The organism is Clostridium hydrogeniformans DSM 21757 (genome assembly GCF_000686705.1).
Lineage (GTDB): Bacteria > Bacillota > Clostridia > Clostridiales > Clostridiaceae > Clostridium_Z > Clostridium_Z hydrogeniformans.
Genome location: NZ_JMLJ01000007.1, coordinates 172,265 through 190,482, shown reverse-complemented (window position 1 = coordinate 190,482; position 18,218 = coordinate 172,265). Strand labels below are relative to the sequence as shown.

Genomic DNA, 18,218 nt, shown 5'->3' with positions numbered 1-18,218 from the left:
TTAGATTACTATTTGTTTGAGGAGGGGAATTTATAGTGGAGAAATTACATAGTCAGGTTACAAGTGGTTATGAAAAATCAATAAAAGCTAAGGGAAAGTTTACAGGGCTTTTATTAATACTTAGCATTATTTTAATTTTAACTATAATTTTATCAATTTCTTTAGGTCAGGTAAAGATTTCTCCAGATGAAGTTTATAGGATACTAGTTCAAAATATTTTTGGCATAGGTAATAATGCAAGTTTAAGCAGTGGTGCACATTTTGATATTATATGGAATATAAGATTTCCTAGAGTTCTTTTGGCCATGTTTATAGGTGCCGGACTTTCAGTATGTGGAACATCTATGCAAGCAGTAGTTCAAAATCCCATAGCTGATCCTTATATATTAGGTATTTCATCAGGTGCCACTATGGGAGCAACTTTTGCAATATTAATAGGAGCTACTGGGTTTTTACAAGGCTTTGGAATTTCATTTTGGGCAGGTATTGGAGCTATTTTAGCATCATTTTTAGTAATGGTTTTAGCAAACAAGGGTCAGAAGATGACACCTGTAAAGCTTATACTATCTGGAGTCGTGGTTAATGCAGCCTTTTATGCCTTTACAAATTTTATAATATATATGGGTAGTGATGCGGAAGGAATAAAAAATGTTACATTTTGGAATATGGGGAGTCTAGCAGCTGCTAAGTGGGACAATATATTATTACCTATCATAGGCGTTGGAATAGGAATTATTTTTATCCTCACACAGTTAAGAGTGCTTAACACTATGCTTTTAGGAGATGAGGCAGCAGTTACACTAGGACTTGATTTAAACAAACATAGATGGATAATTATAGGGGTAGTTTCTATAGTTACTGCAATAATGGTATCAGTATCTGGAACTATAGGGTTTGTCGGACTTATTGTACCTCATATTGTAAGAAGTTTAGTAGGTTCTGACCATAGGAAACTTATACCATTAAGTATACTTTGTGGAGCTATTTTCATGGTTTGCGCTGATACTTTTGCTAGAATTTTAGTGAAAAACAGTGAAATTCCTATAGGAATAATTACATCAATAGTTGGAGCACCTATATTTATGTACCTAATGGTAAGAAAGTCCTATGGATTTGGAGACAACTAGGGTATGTATAAGAGGAGTTGGTTAATATGAAACTTGAGTCAAAGAATATAAGTATAGATATTGCTGGAAAAAGCATTGTAAAAGATATATCTATAAGTGCATCAAAAGGGGAGTTTGTAGGAATCATAGGACCTAATGGTTGCGGAAAATCAACCTTCTTACGTAGCATTTATAGAGCTATTAAGCCTAAAAGTGGAACTATTTATCTTGATGGAAAAGACATCTCGAAGATTAGTTTTAAGGAAAGTGCTAAGCGTGTTGCAGTGGTCGGACAATTCAATAATGTAAACTTTGACTTTACTATAGAACAAATGGTAATGATGGGTAGGACTCCCTATAAAAGATATATGGATAGGGAGAATAAGGAAGATTATGATATTGTATATGAGGCGCTAAAAAAGGTTAACATGGAAAAACATTCATCAAGAAGCTTTTCAACGCTTTCAGGAGGAGAGAAACAGCGTGTTTTATTAGCACGTGCAATGGCACAGCAATCAGAAATGCTGATTTTAGATGAACCTACCAATCACTTAGATATAAAATATCAGCTGCAAATACTAGGTATTGTAAAGTCTATGGGAATTGGAGTTATTGCTGCACTACATGACCTGAATTTAGCAATTATGTATTGCACAAAGCTTTATATACTGAAAAATGGACAGGTCATAGCCTATGGAAAGCCCGAAGATATATTAACTAAGGAGCTTATACGTGATGTTTATGAAGTGGAATGTGATATTGAAAAAAAACCTTTAAATAAGCATATGTATATAAAATATCATCCTAATAAGAGCTTGTTATAAACTTATATAAAAGATGTTTTGTTATTATAGCAGAGCATCTTTTATTATTATGCTCTTAATAGAAATTCATTATTCGAAGAATATACATGAAGTTAATATTACGGCGACACGTAATTTCTATTGAACGTGACGAATAGCTATAATTTATGTAAAAATAGAGTCCAATCTTCAGTATCTGTCGAGGCGTTGCTTGATTTTCCTAAAACTTGTGATTAGTTGTATAAAAATTTTTTTGAAAAATATTCCTTGATGTATAATGATATTTCACTATAAATTTCAAACTTATGGGTTTGAGATTTATTTTTTTTAAAAAAAGGAGCTATGCACTAATTATTTAGTGCGACAGCTCCATTTTTTATGTTTCAATGATTCAATTAAATAAAAAACCACCATGGCCATGGACGGAATCTTGGGTGAAAAAAGAATGGATGGAAGAAGACCGGATGGAAAAAGTGTGGATTTCCATGAAAACCACCATGTCCTCCCATCTGAGGCCTATAATTTGGCATTCTAATAGGGGCTCTTTCATCACTCATAAAAGGATTAATGTTATAATTTGACATCATTTGAGAATCATACATAACTTGATCCATTTGTGGCATTGAATAATCATACATATAAGGAGTAAAATTTAATCCATCCATAGAATAACCTTCTTGTCTTTTATTTTCTTCCATTGGGTTAATTGGATTATATGGTTCATTTAGATTATTATTTGTATAATACATTTATATACCTCCAATGAGTTAACTATAATATTAAAATATGAAATAAATGGAAAAGTGTGAGCCGGATTATTATATATTTTTATAATAAGGTGTTATACATAAGAAAAGTATTAGAGCTTAAGAGTAGTTTCTATATACCTTACAAAAATGTAATACGACTTATATTAAAACGTAAGGTAATGAAATGTATTTAATATTAAATATTTTTTATAATTAAGTTAATAAAGAAAGGGATTATAAAAAAATAATATTTAAGAAAGAAGGAATATATATGAAGAAATATTTATCATTATTATTTATTGCCATTACTTTTACCATAGTTCTAGGAGGATGTAATGGAAGTGACTTATATAATAGTTTGAATACATCAACTTGTTATGTTCAAATATCAGATGCTGTTGAGAATAAAAGTGGGTCAAAGGTTACTTATGATTATAATTTAACTGGATACAATAAAAGTGGAGATTCTAAAGAAGTTAAATTAAGTGAGAATAGAAGATTACGTAAAGATGCATATCTACGTGTTAAGTTAAAAGCAAATGATGATGTAATGGGATGGGAGGAAGTAGAGACTAAAGATATTCCACAAAAAGCAAAAGAAAAGCTTGATATTAAAGAATAATATAGATATTGTAATTTAATAAACTAAAATATATAATCCATAATTTTATGGTTATATTTTATAATACACTCTTATACTGAATCTCTTCTAGGTTCTAGTATAAGAGTGTATTTTTATTTTAAAATGTTATGGACAGGGAGATAAATGTATCTAATAGTAAAGTAACATGTAATTGTTAAATTCATAAAAAATTGGAAATTGAATATAGTTTATAATAGATATTCTATTGCTATAAAAATATATGTGTGGAAGAAATTTCTTTTCATATTTAAATAAATTATTTCGCTTAATACAGAAAATAGTATACATGAAATTCCATTTCAAAAATCAAGTCCTGTATATAGGAAGTGAAAATATCCCTAAGTGACTGCTAAAATTATATCACCAACTTGTCTATTTTATTATTTAAGCTTATCACAAGGTCAAAATACTATTTATTTGCGAGTTATTTTATTATAGTTAAAGTTTATATATCATCAAATTTTATAGATATAATGTATGTAGTATTTTATTATCACCGTTAATCACTCCTATACTATTATTCTATAGTGAATTGGAAAATTCAAGTTTTAATTAACAATTTATGGATTATTATGTTATAATTATTTAAAAAGAATAGTTAGCAATTTATAGTATTATGATATTTTATATATCAAAGGATAGGAGAATGATAAAATGAGTGATCAAGAACAAAAACAAGAAAAAGAGACTTCAACCTTAGTTTTAGAAAAGTTATTAAAATCTAGGTCCATAGTTATTTCTGGAGAAATTAATCAAGCCTTAGCTGAAAAGATAACTAATCAGCTTCTAATACTTCAGGAAATGGGAGATGAGCCCATAAAGTTATTTATCAATAGCCAAGGTGGTCATGTTGAAGCTGGAGATACAATTCATGATATGATTAAATTTATTAAACCACGTGTTATAGTAATTGGTACTGGATGGGTTGCAAGTGCTGGTATTACAATTTACCTTGCAGCTGACAAAGAAGATCGTTACTCTTTACCAAACACAAGATATCTGATACACCAGCCATTAGGTGGGTTTAGTGGTCAGGCTACAGATATTGGAATTGAGGCAGAAGAAATATTAAGGATGCGCAGAAGAATTAATACTATGATTAGCAAGGCAACTGGTCAATCTTTAGAAAAGATAGACAAGGATACAGATAGAAATTATTGGTTAAATGCTTATGAAGCAATTGATTATGGAATAGTAAATAAGGTTATTTCAAAATATGATGAATTAACTAATATATAACCTAAGTTATGGTGCTAGTTAAATCTTAAAGATGCTAATAGACTTAGTTTTACTTTTTAAACTATAAGTATTTATAATTTAAAAATCAATAAATACTCTAAAAGTTTTTAACTAGCATAACTATTATAATAATTATGGGGTTTAAAGAAAATATATAAACTCTATGGTTTACATTATGTTAAAGAGAGTAAATATATATTTTAAAAAGAAAAGATTGCATGATTTCCTTTAGTTACAAGAGATAAATATGTTTTTAATAGATTAAATAGTTATATGTATAAATTCTATATGTACATTTCATAGATTTCCATCATATAACAAACTACTCTAAATATAAAATCTATAGAAATTAAAGTTCTACTTATGGGGGAGAATAATGATTAAATTGCTAAAAGATGATTTACATATCCTATACCATCTAGATTTGCCAGAAGGTAACGTTGATATTCATGGATATATCCAAGGGGTTATTACTGGACAAGCTTGGGTTAATAAAAAAGTGAATCCTACTATGGCAATACTAGTGATAGCAGATTTTTGTATACTAATAAGAAAACTAGAGATAGAGGAAGAAGTTAATATTAAAAATATATTATTAGAACACAGTAAGGGGAAACTAATTATTTTTAATAATCCTATTTGGTACAAGATTAATGAAAAGATTTTTAATGGACAGCTGAAGGCGTATAAACGTTATTCTACAAAATGGGAACCACATGTGTTCCATAGAAATAAACTTAATAAATATATATTAGAAGTAGAGAAAGAATTTAATATTATAAGAATAGATGAAGGGTTGTACTATAAATCTTTAGAAGAGTATTGGACTGCAGATTTTTGTTCTAACTTTTTATCTAAGGAGAAATATTTACAACATGGAGTGGGATATGTAGTTATGAAAGAGGAAGAGATAATTAGTGGAGCATCTTCCTATAGTTATTGTGAAGGTGCTATTGACATTAGTATTGAAACTAAAGAGAAGTATAGGGGAAAAGGATTAGCTACTGCTTGTGCTTCAAAGGTAATCTTAGAATGTTTAGATAGAGGGATTTATCCTAAATGGGATGCTTCTAATTTAGCTTCTTTAGCACTAGCAAAAAAACTAGGATATACATTTAATAAAGAATATTTTGCATATTTTAATAAGACTTAGAAATATATTAATTGATATTATTATAATAGACTGCTGGAAATACACTAGAACTATACTAGTAATTGATTAAAGTAAATTATAACTATTGGTATAAGAAGGTGAAGAAATTGGATATGAAAATAAAAGATTTATTTAATATAGAAATTTTAAAAGAAACTGCTAGTAGATTTGGAGTGGATACTTCTACCTTAGAGTTACTTGGGAATTATCAAAATTATATTTACCAATATAAAAAAGAAAGTAAGGAGTATATTTTAAGAATAACTCATAGTTCTCATAGAAAAGATAAAGAGGTTATAGGTGAGCTTCAGTGGATTTTATATTTATCAAACAATGGAATATCAGCGTCAAAACCCATTTACTCTATATATGATAGGCTAACAGAGAGGATTAATGTAGATGATTCCTATTTTATTATTACTTCTTTTGAAAAAGCCATGGGAAATAAGATTGGATATCCTGAATGTCTTAATAATAATGAATTGTTTGAAAAGTGTGGAAGAATCACAGGTAAAATACATTCCCTATCTAAGAGATATAAACCTTCATCTAAAGAGACTCAAAGACATGAATGGAAGGATAATTATTATTTGAGAAATATAGAAAAGTATATTCCTAAGCATAATAATAAAATATATGAGTCTTATTATGATATAGTAAACAGACTTAGTAATCTTACTAAAGATTCAAATTCTTTTGGACTTATCCATGGAGACATTAATGTGGGTAATTTTTTAGTAAGTGATAAAGAAATTAATATTTTTGACTTTGATGAGTGTCAATATAGTTGGTTTGTGGAAGATATAGCTATACAATTATTTTATATTATTTATGTATTTTTAGATGATAGTATAAATGATAGGGAAAAACAAGCATATTCTTTTATGGAGAGTTTTATGAAAGGCTACTATAAAGAGAATTATATAGATGAATATTGGATAAAACAAATACCTCTTTTTTTAAGGGTTAGGGAACTTATTGTGTACATAGGAATGTTCCGGGATATTGATTTTTCTAATATGAATCAATGGACGAAAAATTATACATCCCAAAGTAAATTAAGAATTGAAGAAAAAACTCCTATAGTCAGTAGCTTTATAAATATGTGATATTTTAAATTCTTGTGATAATTCCTACTGAATTTGATTAAGGAGAGGATATTTTGCAAATAAATTATGTTACAGGAAATAGGATGAAATTTGATATTGCTAATAGTGTATTTAGTAAAAGTAAAATAAACTTGGTACAGAAGAATTTAGATACACCAGAAATACAAAGTTTTCATGTTAAAGAGATTGCTAAATATTCAGCTAAATGGGCAAGAGATAATTTAAATAGTGATGTTATGGTAACTGATGCTGGGTTTTATATTAATAGTTTGAATGGGTTTCCAGGACCATATATAAAATATATAAATAAATGGTTAACTATAGAAGATATACTGAAGTTACTAGAAAATAAAGAGGATAGAAGTATAGTAGTAAAAGATTGTTTAGTTTATTGTTCAAAAAGTGGAGATATTAAAATTTTTAAAAATGAAATTAATGGTATAATCACAAAAGAGGTTAAATGTGAATGTGGTTCTATAATAGATAGATTAGTAATACCAGAATCATTAGATTGCACTATAGCAGAGCTTAGCTATGATGAAGCGATAAGTTTTTGGAGTAAAAATAGTAATTTAATTAAATTTAGAGAATGGCTTGAGAAAAGTTTCCATATTTGCTAAGAAAGATTTTATGTATTTGATTTTTTTACTTATTCCTTTTGAATTATAGTAAGCTACTTTTCCTCCTTTTAGATAAAATGATTTTAAAATATAGAGTTTAATTTATTATATAAAAATAGTATATGTATGAAGAAATTTAAAGAATATTAATAAGAAAACTATTCTTTATGGTGGAAATCCTAAGAAAATATATAAAAAAATAATAAAATATCTAATTTTATTATCATATTTTTTAAATTATATGAGCATACTATGGATGTAATAATAAAACTTATAAGGAGGAATTTTTATGGCACATAATAGAGAGGACGAAAAAAAATATTCAAATAACAGCAGTTTAATGGGATGGATAGTAAGATTAATATTATTTGCAGTAGTTTTAGGTGTAACATCCTTCTTCACTCCTGGATTTAGCATTAATGGAATGTGGTCATTCTTATTAGCTTCACTTATAATAACAGGATTAGATTATTTAGTTGAATCATTTATGGGAGTGGATGCATCTCCTTTAGGAAAAGGAATAAAAGGATTTGTTATTGCTGCTGTAATAATATATTTAACACAATTTTTCGTTCCACATATGAGTGTATCAATACTAGGAGCTTTATTAGCTGCATTAGTTATTGGAATTATAGATGCAGTATTCCCAGGAAGAGTAATGTAGTTTTACATTTTATCAAACACTATTATTTTGAAGTTAGTCTTAATTATTGGGTATAGTTTTAAAGAAGTATACCTAGAAATTTAGATTTAAAGTTTATGAATACATAGTTATTATATTTACTTTAAGTAGAAAGAGCTTGTAAAAGCTCTTTTTATTTTTGGATATTATAAATATAGGAATTGAGTTATATATAAAAGTTATATATAATAAGATTAATTTAAAATTCAATGAAAGCGTTTATAACATATATAAGATGAGTTTTATTAAATGGTAGAAGGGAATGGTACTAATTTGGCTCAGAATGATAAATTACTAAGGTGCCAATGGGCAAATAATAGTTCTCTTGAGAGAAAGTATCATGATGAGGAATGGGGAAGACCTGTTCATGATGATATAAAGCTGTTTGAGATGCTTATACTAGAAGGAAAGCAATCCGGTTTAAGTTGGTCTACTATATTATCCAAAAGAGAAACTTTAAGAGAGGCATTTCATGGATTTGATCCATCAATTATTATAAATTATGATGAAAATAAAATAGAAGAGTTATTACAAAACACAGGAGTTATTAGAAATAGGCTTAAAATAAAAGCAGTGATAGATAATGCTAAAGCATATTATAAAGTTAAAGAGCAGTATGGAACACTAGATGAGTTTTTTTGGAGATATGTAAATTATACTCCTATAATAAATCATTGGAAGGATATATCAGAAGTTCCGTCAAAAACAGAATTATCAAATATAATAAGTAAAGATTTAAAAAAACTAGGATTTAAGTTTGTGGGAAGTACTAGTGTTTATTCTTTTATGCAATCATCAGGAATGATAAATGATCATATCACCACTTGTTTTTTGTATGATAAAGGAGAGGAGGAGCTTTAATGATTTATAGGGCTGATATTAATTTAAAGAAAAAGTTATTTTCTATGTTTGAAAATATGAATGACACCATGATTTTATCATGTCTTCAAGGTTATATGGGAGACGCTTGGGTTGATGATTCTAAAGAGCCTACAGTAGCACAAATTATAGTAGGCGATTTTGTATTTTATGCTGGAAATCCCAACTCAAAAATAGTGGAAGAATTATTATATAATATTCCGGAACATAGTCTAATTATTGTTAAAACTAAAGAATGGAAAGAAAAAATAGAAGAAACCCATAAAGGTTATATAGAAAAGTTTAAACGATATGCCTTTAAAAAAAATCCAGAGCATTTAGATTATAATCATATAAAGAAGTTTTTATTAGAATTACCATATGGCTATGAACTTAAAAAAATAGATGAATCTTTGGCAAAAGAACCATCATTGCAAAAACTTTCAGAGGATTTTACAGGACAGTTTGATTCCATAGAGGATTACCTAAATAGAGGATTAGGTTTTTGTATTTTGCATAATGGACAAGTTGTATGTGGAGCATCATCCTATAGCATATATGATAATGGAATTGAGATTGAAATAGATACGGATTATAAATATAGAAGAAAAGGATTGGCAACTATAGTAGCATCTGCATTAATTTTAGAATGTCTTAATAGAAGAATATATCCTAGTTGGGATGCAGCTAATACTAGTTCTTTAAACTTAGCTGAAAAGCTTGGATATGTTTTAGAAGAAGCTTACGATACTTACTATGTTCACTATAAAAAATAACTTTTAAATATTCTAGGTATATATCTATAGTAAATATTTAAGATGTAAATTTTTAATAGTAAAGTATAGCAATTAAATTTAAGATAAATAAAAAAGAGAGTTTTAACTCTCTTTTTTATTTGAAAAATTATTACGACTTACAGATATTAAATAAATTTTAATTTAAAATGAATAGATATTTGAGAAATTATGTATTTTTTATTGAGAAACTTATTAGTTTATTATAATAAAATTTTAATTATTAAATATTTGAATTAAAAGAACTTCCTCTATAGGGGAATTCTATTATACTTATTAGATTATATTGTATATAATCATTTTGGGTCTTATATATTAATTAAAATATAAATTATTCATGTTTTTATATTGGGAAGGAAGTGTTTTAATTGAGAAATGAAGAAATGACCCCAAGAGAAAGAATGGATGCTTTTGCTAAAGGGGAAGAAATTGATCGGGTAATTTGTATTCCTGATATGGGAGTTACCATGGTGCCTTTTCTAGGGGTAACAGCCAGGGAATATTATCATTCATCAGAACTTATGGCAAGACTTGAAATAGCTTTGTTTAAAAAGCTTAGGCATGATAGTGTAGGAATTTCAACCAGTCTTAGAGGGGTAGCAGAAGCTATGGGGGCAAAGGTTGCATATCCAGATTATAATATATCCTATCTACTTGAACCAGCTATTAAATCTGTAAATGAAATAGAAAGTCTTAAGGTAGTGGATCCATTAAAGGATGGGAAGCTACCAATATTAATAGAGGCTCTACGTCTTACTAGAGATGCACTTATAAAAGAGGTTGATGTAGGTGCTGCTATGTCTGGTCCTTTTAGTGTGGCTGCATCCTTAGTAGGAACAGAAAACCTATTAAAATGGATAATTAAATGTCCTGAAAAGATTCATATACTAATGGAAATAGTAGCAGAATCTAATAATAAGTATATAGAAGAAGTAGCTAAGTTAGGACTATCTATAGGTTTTGCTGATCCGGTTTCATCTAGCAGTCTTGTAAGCCCAAAACAATTTAGGGAATTTTCTTTGCCTTATCTTCAAAAGAATGTTAATAAAATAAAAGAAAAGACAGGTAGTGCTCCAGGTATACATATATGCGGAAAGAGTAAGGAAATTTGGGAAGATGTTGTGGGAACAGGAATTTCTAATTTTAGCATAGATAATGTGGAAGATATAGAAGAAGCTAAGAAACTTATGGGGGATAGAGTTGTAATTACTGGAAATGTACCACCAGTTGATGTGATTTATAAAGGAAGTAAAGAGGATATTTTTAAATCAGTAAAAGAATGTATTAGAAAAGGCTATGATTCTAAGAAAGGCTATATTTTAAGTACAGGATGTCAGATTCCAATGAATACTCCAATTGAGAAGGTTGAGATGTTTATGGAAGCTGCTAAAACCTACGGAAAGTATCCAATAGATTTAAATTTATTGAGTGAAGAATAATAAGAAACAAGGAGGATATAAAAATGAGAGACTCAAATGAGAAAAAAGGAAATGGACTGGCTTTACTGCCTTTCCTTATTTTTATATTTGTATATTTATTTTCAGGAATTATATTACAAGCTAATGGAGTTGAAATGGCATTCTACCAATTTCCTGCTCCTATAGCTGCAATCATAGGAATAATATTTGCTTTTATTATAACTAAAGGCTCTTTAGATGATAAGTTTAGTATATTTCTTAAAGGCTGTGGGGATGAAAATATAATTACTATGTGTATTATATACTTACTTGCAGGAGCTTTTTCAGTGGTTTCTAAAACTATGGGGGGAGTTGAATCCACAGTAAACTTAGGACTTACTTTAATACCTCCTAGCTTTATTACTGTTGGAATATTTGTAGTAGCTTCTTTTATATCAACTTCAACAGGAACTTCAGTTGGTACTGTTGTAGCCGTAGCACCTATAGCTGTTGAGTTAGTTGAAAAAGCTGGACTGAATATGCCATTAGTTTTAGGAGCATTAGTAGGTGGTGCTATGTTTGGAGATAACTTATCTATAATATCAGATACAACCATAGCTGCTACAAAAACTCAAGGAGTATCTATGAAAGATAAGTTTAAAGCTAATATTGGATTTGCAATGCCAGCTGCCTTAGTTACCATAGTACTATTATTTATATTTGGAAGACCTGTAAGTACACCAGAGGTTCAAGAATATGCTTTTAATATAATTAAGATAGTTCCATATATCTTTGTTTTAGTTGCTGCATTATCAGGAATGAATGTGTTAGTAGTACTAACAGGAGGAATTCTTATATCAGGATCTATTGGACTTTACTACAATAGTTTTTCATTGCTTGGATTATCTAAAGAAATATACTCAGGATTTACAGGGATGTTTGATATTTTCCTATTATCTTTGCTAACTGGTGGACTAGCTGCTATGGTATCAAGTGCTGGTGGGCTAGATTGGCTATTATATAAAATAAAGAGAAAGATAAAGGGGAAAAAATCTGCTGAGTTAGGAATAAGCACATTAGTAGCTCTTACAGATGCAGCCACTGCTAATAATACAGTTTCAATAATTGTTAATAGTGAACTAGCAAAAGAAATATCTAAAGAATATGAAGTAGACCCAAGAAGAACCGCATCTCTTTTAGATACATTTTCTTGTGTAATGCAAAGTTTAATACCTTATGGAGCACAACTATTAATAGCAGGAAGTTTCACAAGTGGATTAGTAAGTCCAGTGGAAATAGTACCGTATGTTTGGTATTCTATGTTGTTAGCTGTTTTTGCTATAGTATCAATGTTTACTCCCTTTGGAAATAGATATTTGATAAAGAATCCTTGGGATTTTAAAAGAGATATAGCTTCATAAAATATTTAAATATGATTAGCACTATTTTGCACTGGTAGATGTACCAGTGCTTTTTTAGTTTTAAAAACAAGTGAGAGTCATAAGTTAATTAACCATATATAATGTAGATTAAGAAGAGAGATTTATGATTATTAGTGGTTACATAATAATACATATATTTTAGATAAGAAGGGATTTTTACATATGAATTTATTAAAAGTTTAATATCATTAAGATAAAAAGAAAAGATAAGTTTAAAAGATAATTTTGAAGGAAATATATAAGAAAAGTAAGATGAGATAAGATAATGTAATCATAAAAATTCAAGATATATTAAATATGTATTGAATATAATATAGGTTTTATTGTTATAAAATGACATTATACCGTATTAAATACAAAAAAATGACATAATATATTGACAATTAAGGGGTTATATGTTAAATTATAATCTATATGGTGAATCTTGTAATATTAAATAAAATAAGGGATTAAAATGTATAATATCTAATGGGGGATAAGAATCATTTTTATAATGATCTTTTATGAGGAGAGTTTTATTAAATTTAAAATAGACTATAAAACTTTTCTTTATATATTATCGATAATATAATATGTTTTATTAAGTATATTTATTTAAAATACCCTAAATCATTTCAAGATTATAGACCGTATTTATGAAGGGGTGGAATCGTTTTGAAAACTAAAAAAATATCAAGTATTTCTTTATCTCTAAAGTCTAAAATTATATTAATAACATCATTCATAATGATTTTAGCAAGTTTTTCTATGGGTTATATATTTTATAATAATATATATTCTCATACTGTGAATTTATTACAGGGAGAGGCGTTAAATATTGCAAAGTCTTCTACAATGCTAATTGATGGGGATAAGTTTGAGAGTCTTTCAAAATCTTTAAATGCAGATGATAAATTTTATATTGATACAAGAGAAAAGCTACAAGCCCTAAATAAAAGCATAGGAAACGGTATGTTATATACTATTGTATCAGATGATTCAGATAGCTATACTTATGTAATTGATGGAAGTGATGCGGATGTAGAAATAGGATATAAGCAGAAAAAGTCAGACTTTGCAGAAGAGGCTAAGATGGCATTTGAGACAGGAAAGCCCCACATAAGCAAAGCTTACTATGTTGAAACTTTTAAAAAGTATTATATATCTGCATTTGTACCTATATTAAATTCCTCTAATAAAGTGGTGGGGATAGTTGAGTATGATTATCAAGGAACTGAACTTTCAGAAAAAATAGGTGAATTAAATAAGCTGATAATTTTAGTTACTATTGCTTTAATAGCAATGTCTATACTTATAAACTATATTGCTTTAAAGTTAATGTTTAGGCCAATGGGGGAATTAGTAAAATCAATAAACACTATTGCAGAAGGAGATTTAACTGTACCTATTGATACCTCAAGAAAAGATGAAATAGGTAATGTAAATATAGCTTTAAGTAAAACCTGTGATTCTTTAAGAGATATGATAGACAAGATTAAGCTATCCTCTACAAAAGTTACTGAAGCATCTCAGGGAATATTAGAGAGTTCATCAGACTCTTCCAGTGCATCTGAACACTTAACTATATCTACAAATGAAATTTCTTCAATATCAACTGAACAGGCTATAAAAACTCAAACTATAAAGGATGTTTTAAGTAGACTTGATTCGGATATTCAAAATATTTTTACTCAAATTAATGATACTAATAAAATTGCATATAAGACCTTAGAAAATACCAACAATGGAACTGTAGTAATTAAGAATACTAAAAATCAAATCAATAATATTGAAGGTAGTATTAATAATGTAAATTCAGTAATTACAGACTTAGCACAAAGCATTAGTAAAATCCAAGGAATACTTACAACAATATCAAGTATAGCAGATCAAACTAACCTTCTTGCCCTAAATGCAGCAATTGAAGCTGCGAGAGCAGGGGAGGATGGAAAAGGGTTTGCTGTTGTAGCAGATGAGGTAAGGAAGCTTGCTGTGGAATCAAATGCAGCAGCTAGTGAAGTAGTAGATATTATTGGGTTTATGAATGATCAAACAAAGAATGTTTTAGATGCTATTTCTGTAAGTGTAAATATGACAAAGGAAGGTAAAAAATATACTGATAATGTAAGTGATACCTTTGAATTAATAAAAACTTCTAACGCAGAAATAGAAAGCAAAATAGTTGAGATTAAAACTTCAGCAGGAGAGATAGTATCAAATATTGGAAATATAAATGAAAATATGAATGAAATTGATAAGGTATCTAAAATAGTAGATTCCAATGCTATGAACTTAGCTGCAGTAACAGAAGAACAAATGGCTTCAGCAGAGGAATTTAAATCAATGTCTGAATTTTTAAGTAGGGAAGCAGAGGAGTTAAATCATAGTATTTCTAAGTTTAAAATATAATATAAAAATACATTAGCTTTTAGAATTTTTATAAAGGTCTGTGTATATTTTCTTTAGATATAATATAACAATATATAAAGAAATATGCACAGACTTTTCTTATATTTAAGAAATTATAAAATAGGAGCTATAGCTAAATAAGCTAAAGCTCCTATTAATAATAGTAGTATATATATAATATAGATAGTTACTAACCTACTATTTTTTGAATCCATTTACTATAGGAATTTCCACAAAGCTTTCACTGGTATTAAAGGTAAAGTTTGTAGACTTTAGTGGTCTAATAGTGTTTTCAGCATCTGTAGATAATATTATCAAGCCTATCTTATGACCTTTTTTAACAGTATAATCCATTGGCTGCATGTCCAAATTAAATGTATATTCTTGTCCAGGTGTTATAGTATCAACTCGGTAATTAGTGTTACGGTTTTGAGCATCCATCCAACCACGAGAGATAACCTTATAATCTGTTTTATTAGTATCTGTAACAAAGTTTACTATATCATCTGACCCTGCATTGCCACCGTATATTATTCCTTTAGGAAGAACTACTTCTGTTTCTATTGTAGGCCTATATTCAGAGCCGTAATCTACAAGCATTGCGCTTATATTTGCGGAAGGCTTATCTATAGAAGCCTTTATTGAAACATTTACAGTTCCGCTTATTCTTGTATCTTCACTCACTGTTTCACTTACATAGGCTAAACGATCAGGTCTTTTTGCCTCGGGATTTTTAACTATTGTATCAAGCCACTTTTTAAGATCAGGATTCTCCCTATTAAACTGTGATAATGATAAATCATCAGTAAAAGTTTCTTTTAAATCTTTTTCTTCTGGAGTAAATTTCAATTTACCACTTGTGCCATCATTATTAAGATAAAGTTTAGTATTTGATCCTTTCACAGGCCAGCTGTTAAAAGTTTCCCACTTAAGATTTGTATTATTTTGTATAGTAGCTGTAGGAACTTCTTTCATTACATTATTTTGGATATCATAAAGCCAGTAAGCAAACCACCTACTCATTATATCATTATAATCTATCCCAGCTAGGTTATTAATACTTATGTGTTCTCCTTGATGTAATATGATTTTACGTGGTACATTATGTTTTTCAAGTTCTTTCCATAGCATATCAAATTGTTTAGTTTTTACGTTCCAGTCATTAAGCCCATGAACAATAAACACACTTGCTTTTATTTTGTCAGCATTATTTAAATAATTACGCTCATCCCAAAATTTATTATAATCGCCTGTATCACGATCCTGATCAATTTTCATTTGATTAATGTTTTTCTCAAATATTTCTTTTACTTTAGAATAATCTCTAGGATCCATCATTCTACTCATACAGTATGTTGCTAGTAGATCTGCATCATCTCCCTGCCAACCTAAAGCTGGAGCAGTTACACCATTTGATCTGTAATAATCATACCAATTACTTATTGCAGCTTCAGGAACTATTGTCTTTAATCCTTCCACTCCTGCTGTTGCAGCAGCTATAGATAAGGTACCTAGATATGAACGTCCAGACATCCCTACATTTCCTGTGCACCAGTCTGCAGATACTTCAATATTATCTCTTTTGTTTGTAAATGCCTTAGTTCTTCCATTTAACCAATCTATTACAGCAACAGTGGATATTGTTTCATCCACAGAACCAGTGCTTGTTATACCGTCAGATCCTAAGGTTCCTATACCCCCAGAAAATACTACTGCATATCCACGTGGCAAGAAATAGTTATACCATCCACCAAATTCAAAAGGTTCAACCTTTCCGTTATCGGCTTTACCAGAAATTTTTCTAGGGCCAGGAATTATTTTTTCTTCAGGAACATATTTTATATCCTCATAAGTTGTATTACTTTGTGGACTTACAGTTATGTCTTTATCTACGTTATGGGTAATGTACAGATCATCGTTTGTTCCAGGGCGATAAGGACTCACCTCATATATAGCTGGAACCTTCATACCCTTTTCAGTTTCAATAGGACGCTTTATCCATACCTCAAGTAAGTCACGTTTTTCATCAAGATCTGTGTCTTGAGGTGATTCTACATAAACCTTTTCATAAATAGCATCATTATGGTTAAATATAGGTTGAGGTTTTCCATCAAAAACAAGTATTTCTGGTACATCTTTATTTTTATTAAAATCCATCATAAAGCCAGATTCTAATAATACCTCAAAATATTCACGACCACTCTTGGTTTTTGCTTTTAAACAATCATTAAGTGCCTTGGCAAAATTATCATTTGTGAATTTATTTTTTCCTGATGGATTAAGTCCAACAGACTTTGAAAATTTTATTATATTTTTATCTGAGAAATCACTTCCATATTTATATCCTAATAGTTGAAGAGCAATTTTATAAAACTCCTCCTCATTTACATCACTATTAGGTTTAAATTTATCCTTATTAGGTTCTAGTAAGCAAGATTTAGGATTAGCTTTTATATATGCAAGTATATTCCTATTTTCTATAGAACTTACTGATTTATAATCTGAGAAGTTTTCTTTTCCATTAAAGGATTTTGCTTTCTCATAAAGTCCATTTAATTTTAAAAGCGCAGTTGCAACTTCAATTCTAGTAGGTTTTTTATTTGCATACTTAGATGTCAGTCCATTTTCATCCCCTTGAATTAAATCAAGGTTATTCATAGCTGCCATCTCTTTACTAATACCCTTAGCTGATGACTTAACATTTTCTGATGCATATGCAACTGGAGTTAATGAAAATATAAGTGTCAAAGTTAAGAGAATAGATATAATCTTTTTCATAATTCATCCCCCTCTAATAAGTGTCAGGCTCCCTTTTTAATAGGTTTTTAGCCTTTTAAATTTTGTCTTGTTTTTAGGTACATCCACATAAACTTCTTTAGAATCCAATATGAATTTTTTGATATAGCCACATCCTTCCCTTTGGTAAAATAATGTACCTATTCAATATTTAATTATATCATAAAAATATAGACTTATATGAGATATTGGTCTAAATTTGTAAAATATTATATAAGAAACATGAATTATAGAAAAAATAAAGGGGGATATATAAAATTTAGATTAATTAGATTATTTTACAGACTAATATTTAAGTTAATTAAAAAGAGATAAAGCAACTTATAGGGATAAGGAGAAGGGATTTTAATAAGAAGTGTATTGAGAATCATAAAATATAATTAGATATATTAAGGGAAAAACTAGGAGAATACTTCTAAAAATATAAGTTTGATAATTA

General features: G+C 28.8%; 15 protein-coding genes. 13 read left to right on the top strand and 2 right to left on the bottom strand.

Going from position 1 to position 18,218, the window contains the following annotated elements; all coding sequences use genetic code 11:
• The first annotated feature begins 35 nt into the window (after positions 1 to 35).
• Both BR69_RS0104910 and BR69_RS0104905 read left to right on the top strand, forming a co-directional pair.
• The gene (locus BR69_RS0104910; RefSeq protein ID WP_027632188.1) at positions 36 to 1,127 is read left to right on the top strand and encodes a FecCD family ABC transporter permease; all 1,092 of its coding nucleotides are present in this window, start codon (positions 36 to 38) and stop codon (positions 1,125 to 1,127) included.
• Between the two features lie 26 nt (positions 1,128 to 1,153).
• Complete coding sequence (locus BR69_RS0104905; RefSeq protein ID WP_027632187.1) at positions 1,154 to 1,930, top strand: ABC transporter ATP-binding protein; 777 nt, start codon at positions 1,154 to 1,156, stop codon at positions 1,928 to 1,930.
• A 374-nt stretch (positions 1,931 to 2,304) separates the two neighbouring features.
• On the opposite strand, the gene BR69_RS0104900 is transcribed toward BR69_RS0104905, so the two are convergent.
• On the bottom strand, positions 2,305 to 2,658 hold the full coding sequence (locus tag BR69_RS0104900) for a hypothetical protein (RefSeq protein ID WP_027632186.1): 354 nt from the start codon (positions 2,656 to 2,658) through the stop codon (positions 2,305 to 2,307).
• 271 nt (positions 2,659 to 2,929) lie between these two features.
• Here BR69_RS0104900 and BR69_RS0104895 point away from each other — a divergent pair, with 271 nt between their 5' ends.
• The 11 genes from BR69_RS0104895 to BR69_RS0104845 all read left to right on the top strand — a co-directional run bounded on the left by BR69_RS0104895 (position 2,930) and on the right by BR69_RS0104845 (position 14,983).
• Positions 2,930 to 3,280 (top strand): YxeA family protein, encoded by a 351-nt coding sequence (locus tag BR69_RS0104895; protein ID WP_034849362.1) that lies wholly within the window; start codon positions 2,930 to 2,932, stop codon positions 3,278 to 3,280.
• 675 nt (positions 3,281 to 3,955) lie between these two features.
• Positions 3,956 to 4,540: an ATP-dependent Clp protease proteolytic subunit gene (locus tag BR69_RS0104890; protein WP_027632184.1), complete on the top strand. Its 585-nt coding sequence runs from the start codon at positions 3,956 to 3,958 to the stop codon at positions 4,538 to 4,540.
• 376 nt (positions 4,541 to 4,916) lie between these two features.
• Positions 4,917 to 5,693 carry a GNAT family N-acetyltransferase gene (locus BR69_RS0104885; protein ID WP_027632183.1) on the top strand — a complete coding sequence of 259 codons (777 nt, stop codon included), beginning with the start codon at positions 4,917 to 4,919 and terminating at the stop codon, positions 5,691 to 5,693.
• Positions 5,694 to 5,806: 113 nt separating this feature from the next.
• Positions 5,807 to 6,802, top strand: a complete 996-nt coding sequence (locus BR69_RS0104880; RefSeq protein ID WP_084315276.1) for a phosphotransferase enzyme family protein — start codon at positions 5,807 to 5,809, stop codon at positions 6,800 to 6,802.
• A gap of 53 nt (positions 6,803 to 6,855) precedes the next feature.
• On the top strand, positions 6,856 to 7,422 hold the full coding sequence (locus tag BR69_RS0104875; RefSeq protein ID WP_027632181.1) for a non-canonical purine NTP pyrophosphatase: 567 nt from the start codon (positions 6,856 to 6,858) through the stop codon (positions 7,420 to 7,422).
• Between the two features lie 289 nt (positions 7,423 to 7,711).
• Positions 7,712 to 8,086: a phage holin family protein gene (locus BR69_RS0104870; RefSeq protein ID WP_027632180.1), complete on the top strand. Its 375-nt coding sequence runs from the start codon at positions 7,712 to 7,714 to the stop codon at positions 8,084 to 8,086.
• A gap of 267 nt (positions 8,087 to 8,353) precedes the next feature.
• Entirely contained in the window at positions 8,354 to 8,965 is a 612-nt protein-coding gene (locus BR69_RS0104865; RefSeq protein WP_051623496.1) for a DNA-3-methyladenine glycosylase I, read from the top strand.
• Positions 8,965 to 9,738, top strand: coding sequence for a GNAT family N-acetyltransferase (locus tag BR69_RS0104860; protein WP_027632178.1), 774 nt, complete (start codon positions 8,965 to 8,967; stop codon positions 9,736 to 9,738). Before BR69_RS0104865 ends, BR69_RS0104860 begins: the two co-directional genes overlap by 1 nt.
• A 386-nt stretch (positions 9,739 to 10,124) precedes the next feature.
• Positions 10,125 to 11,195 carry a uroporphyrinogen decarboxylase family protein gene (locus tag BR69_RS0104855; RefSeq protein ID WP_150112246.1) on the top strand — a complete coding sequence of 357 codons (1,071 nt, stop codon included), beginning with the start codon at positions 10,125 to 10,127 and terminating at the stop codon, positions 11,193 to 11,195.
• A gap of 23 nt (positions 11,196 to 11,218) precedes the next feature.
• Positions 11,219 to 12,574, top strand: coding sequence for a Na+/H+ antiporter NhaC family protein (locus tag BR69_RS0104850; RefSeq protein ID WP_027632176.1), 1,356 nt, complete (start codon positions 11,219 to 11,221; stop codon positions 12,572 to 12,574).
• A 675-nt stretch (positions 12,575 to 13,249) separates the two neighbouring features.
• Entirely contained in the window at positions 13,250 to 14,983 is a 1,734-nt protein-coding gene (locus BR69_RS0104845; protein ID WP_027632175.1) for a methyl-accepting chemotaxis protein, read from the top strand.
• 198 nt (positions 14,984 to 15,181) lie between these two features.
• Here BR69_RS0104845 and BR69_RS19960 read toward each other — a convergent pair whose 3' ends face one another.
• Positions 15,182 to 17,761, bottom strand: a complete 2,580-nt coding sequence (locus BR69_RS19960) for a Xaa-Pro dipeptidyl-peptidase (RefSeq protein ID WP_051623495.1) — start codon at positions 17,759 to 17,761, stop codon at positions 15,182 to 15,184.
• Between the last annotated feature and the right edge of the window lie 457 nt (positions 17,762 to 18,218).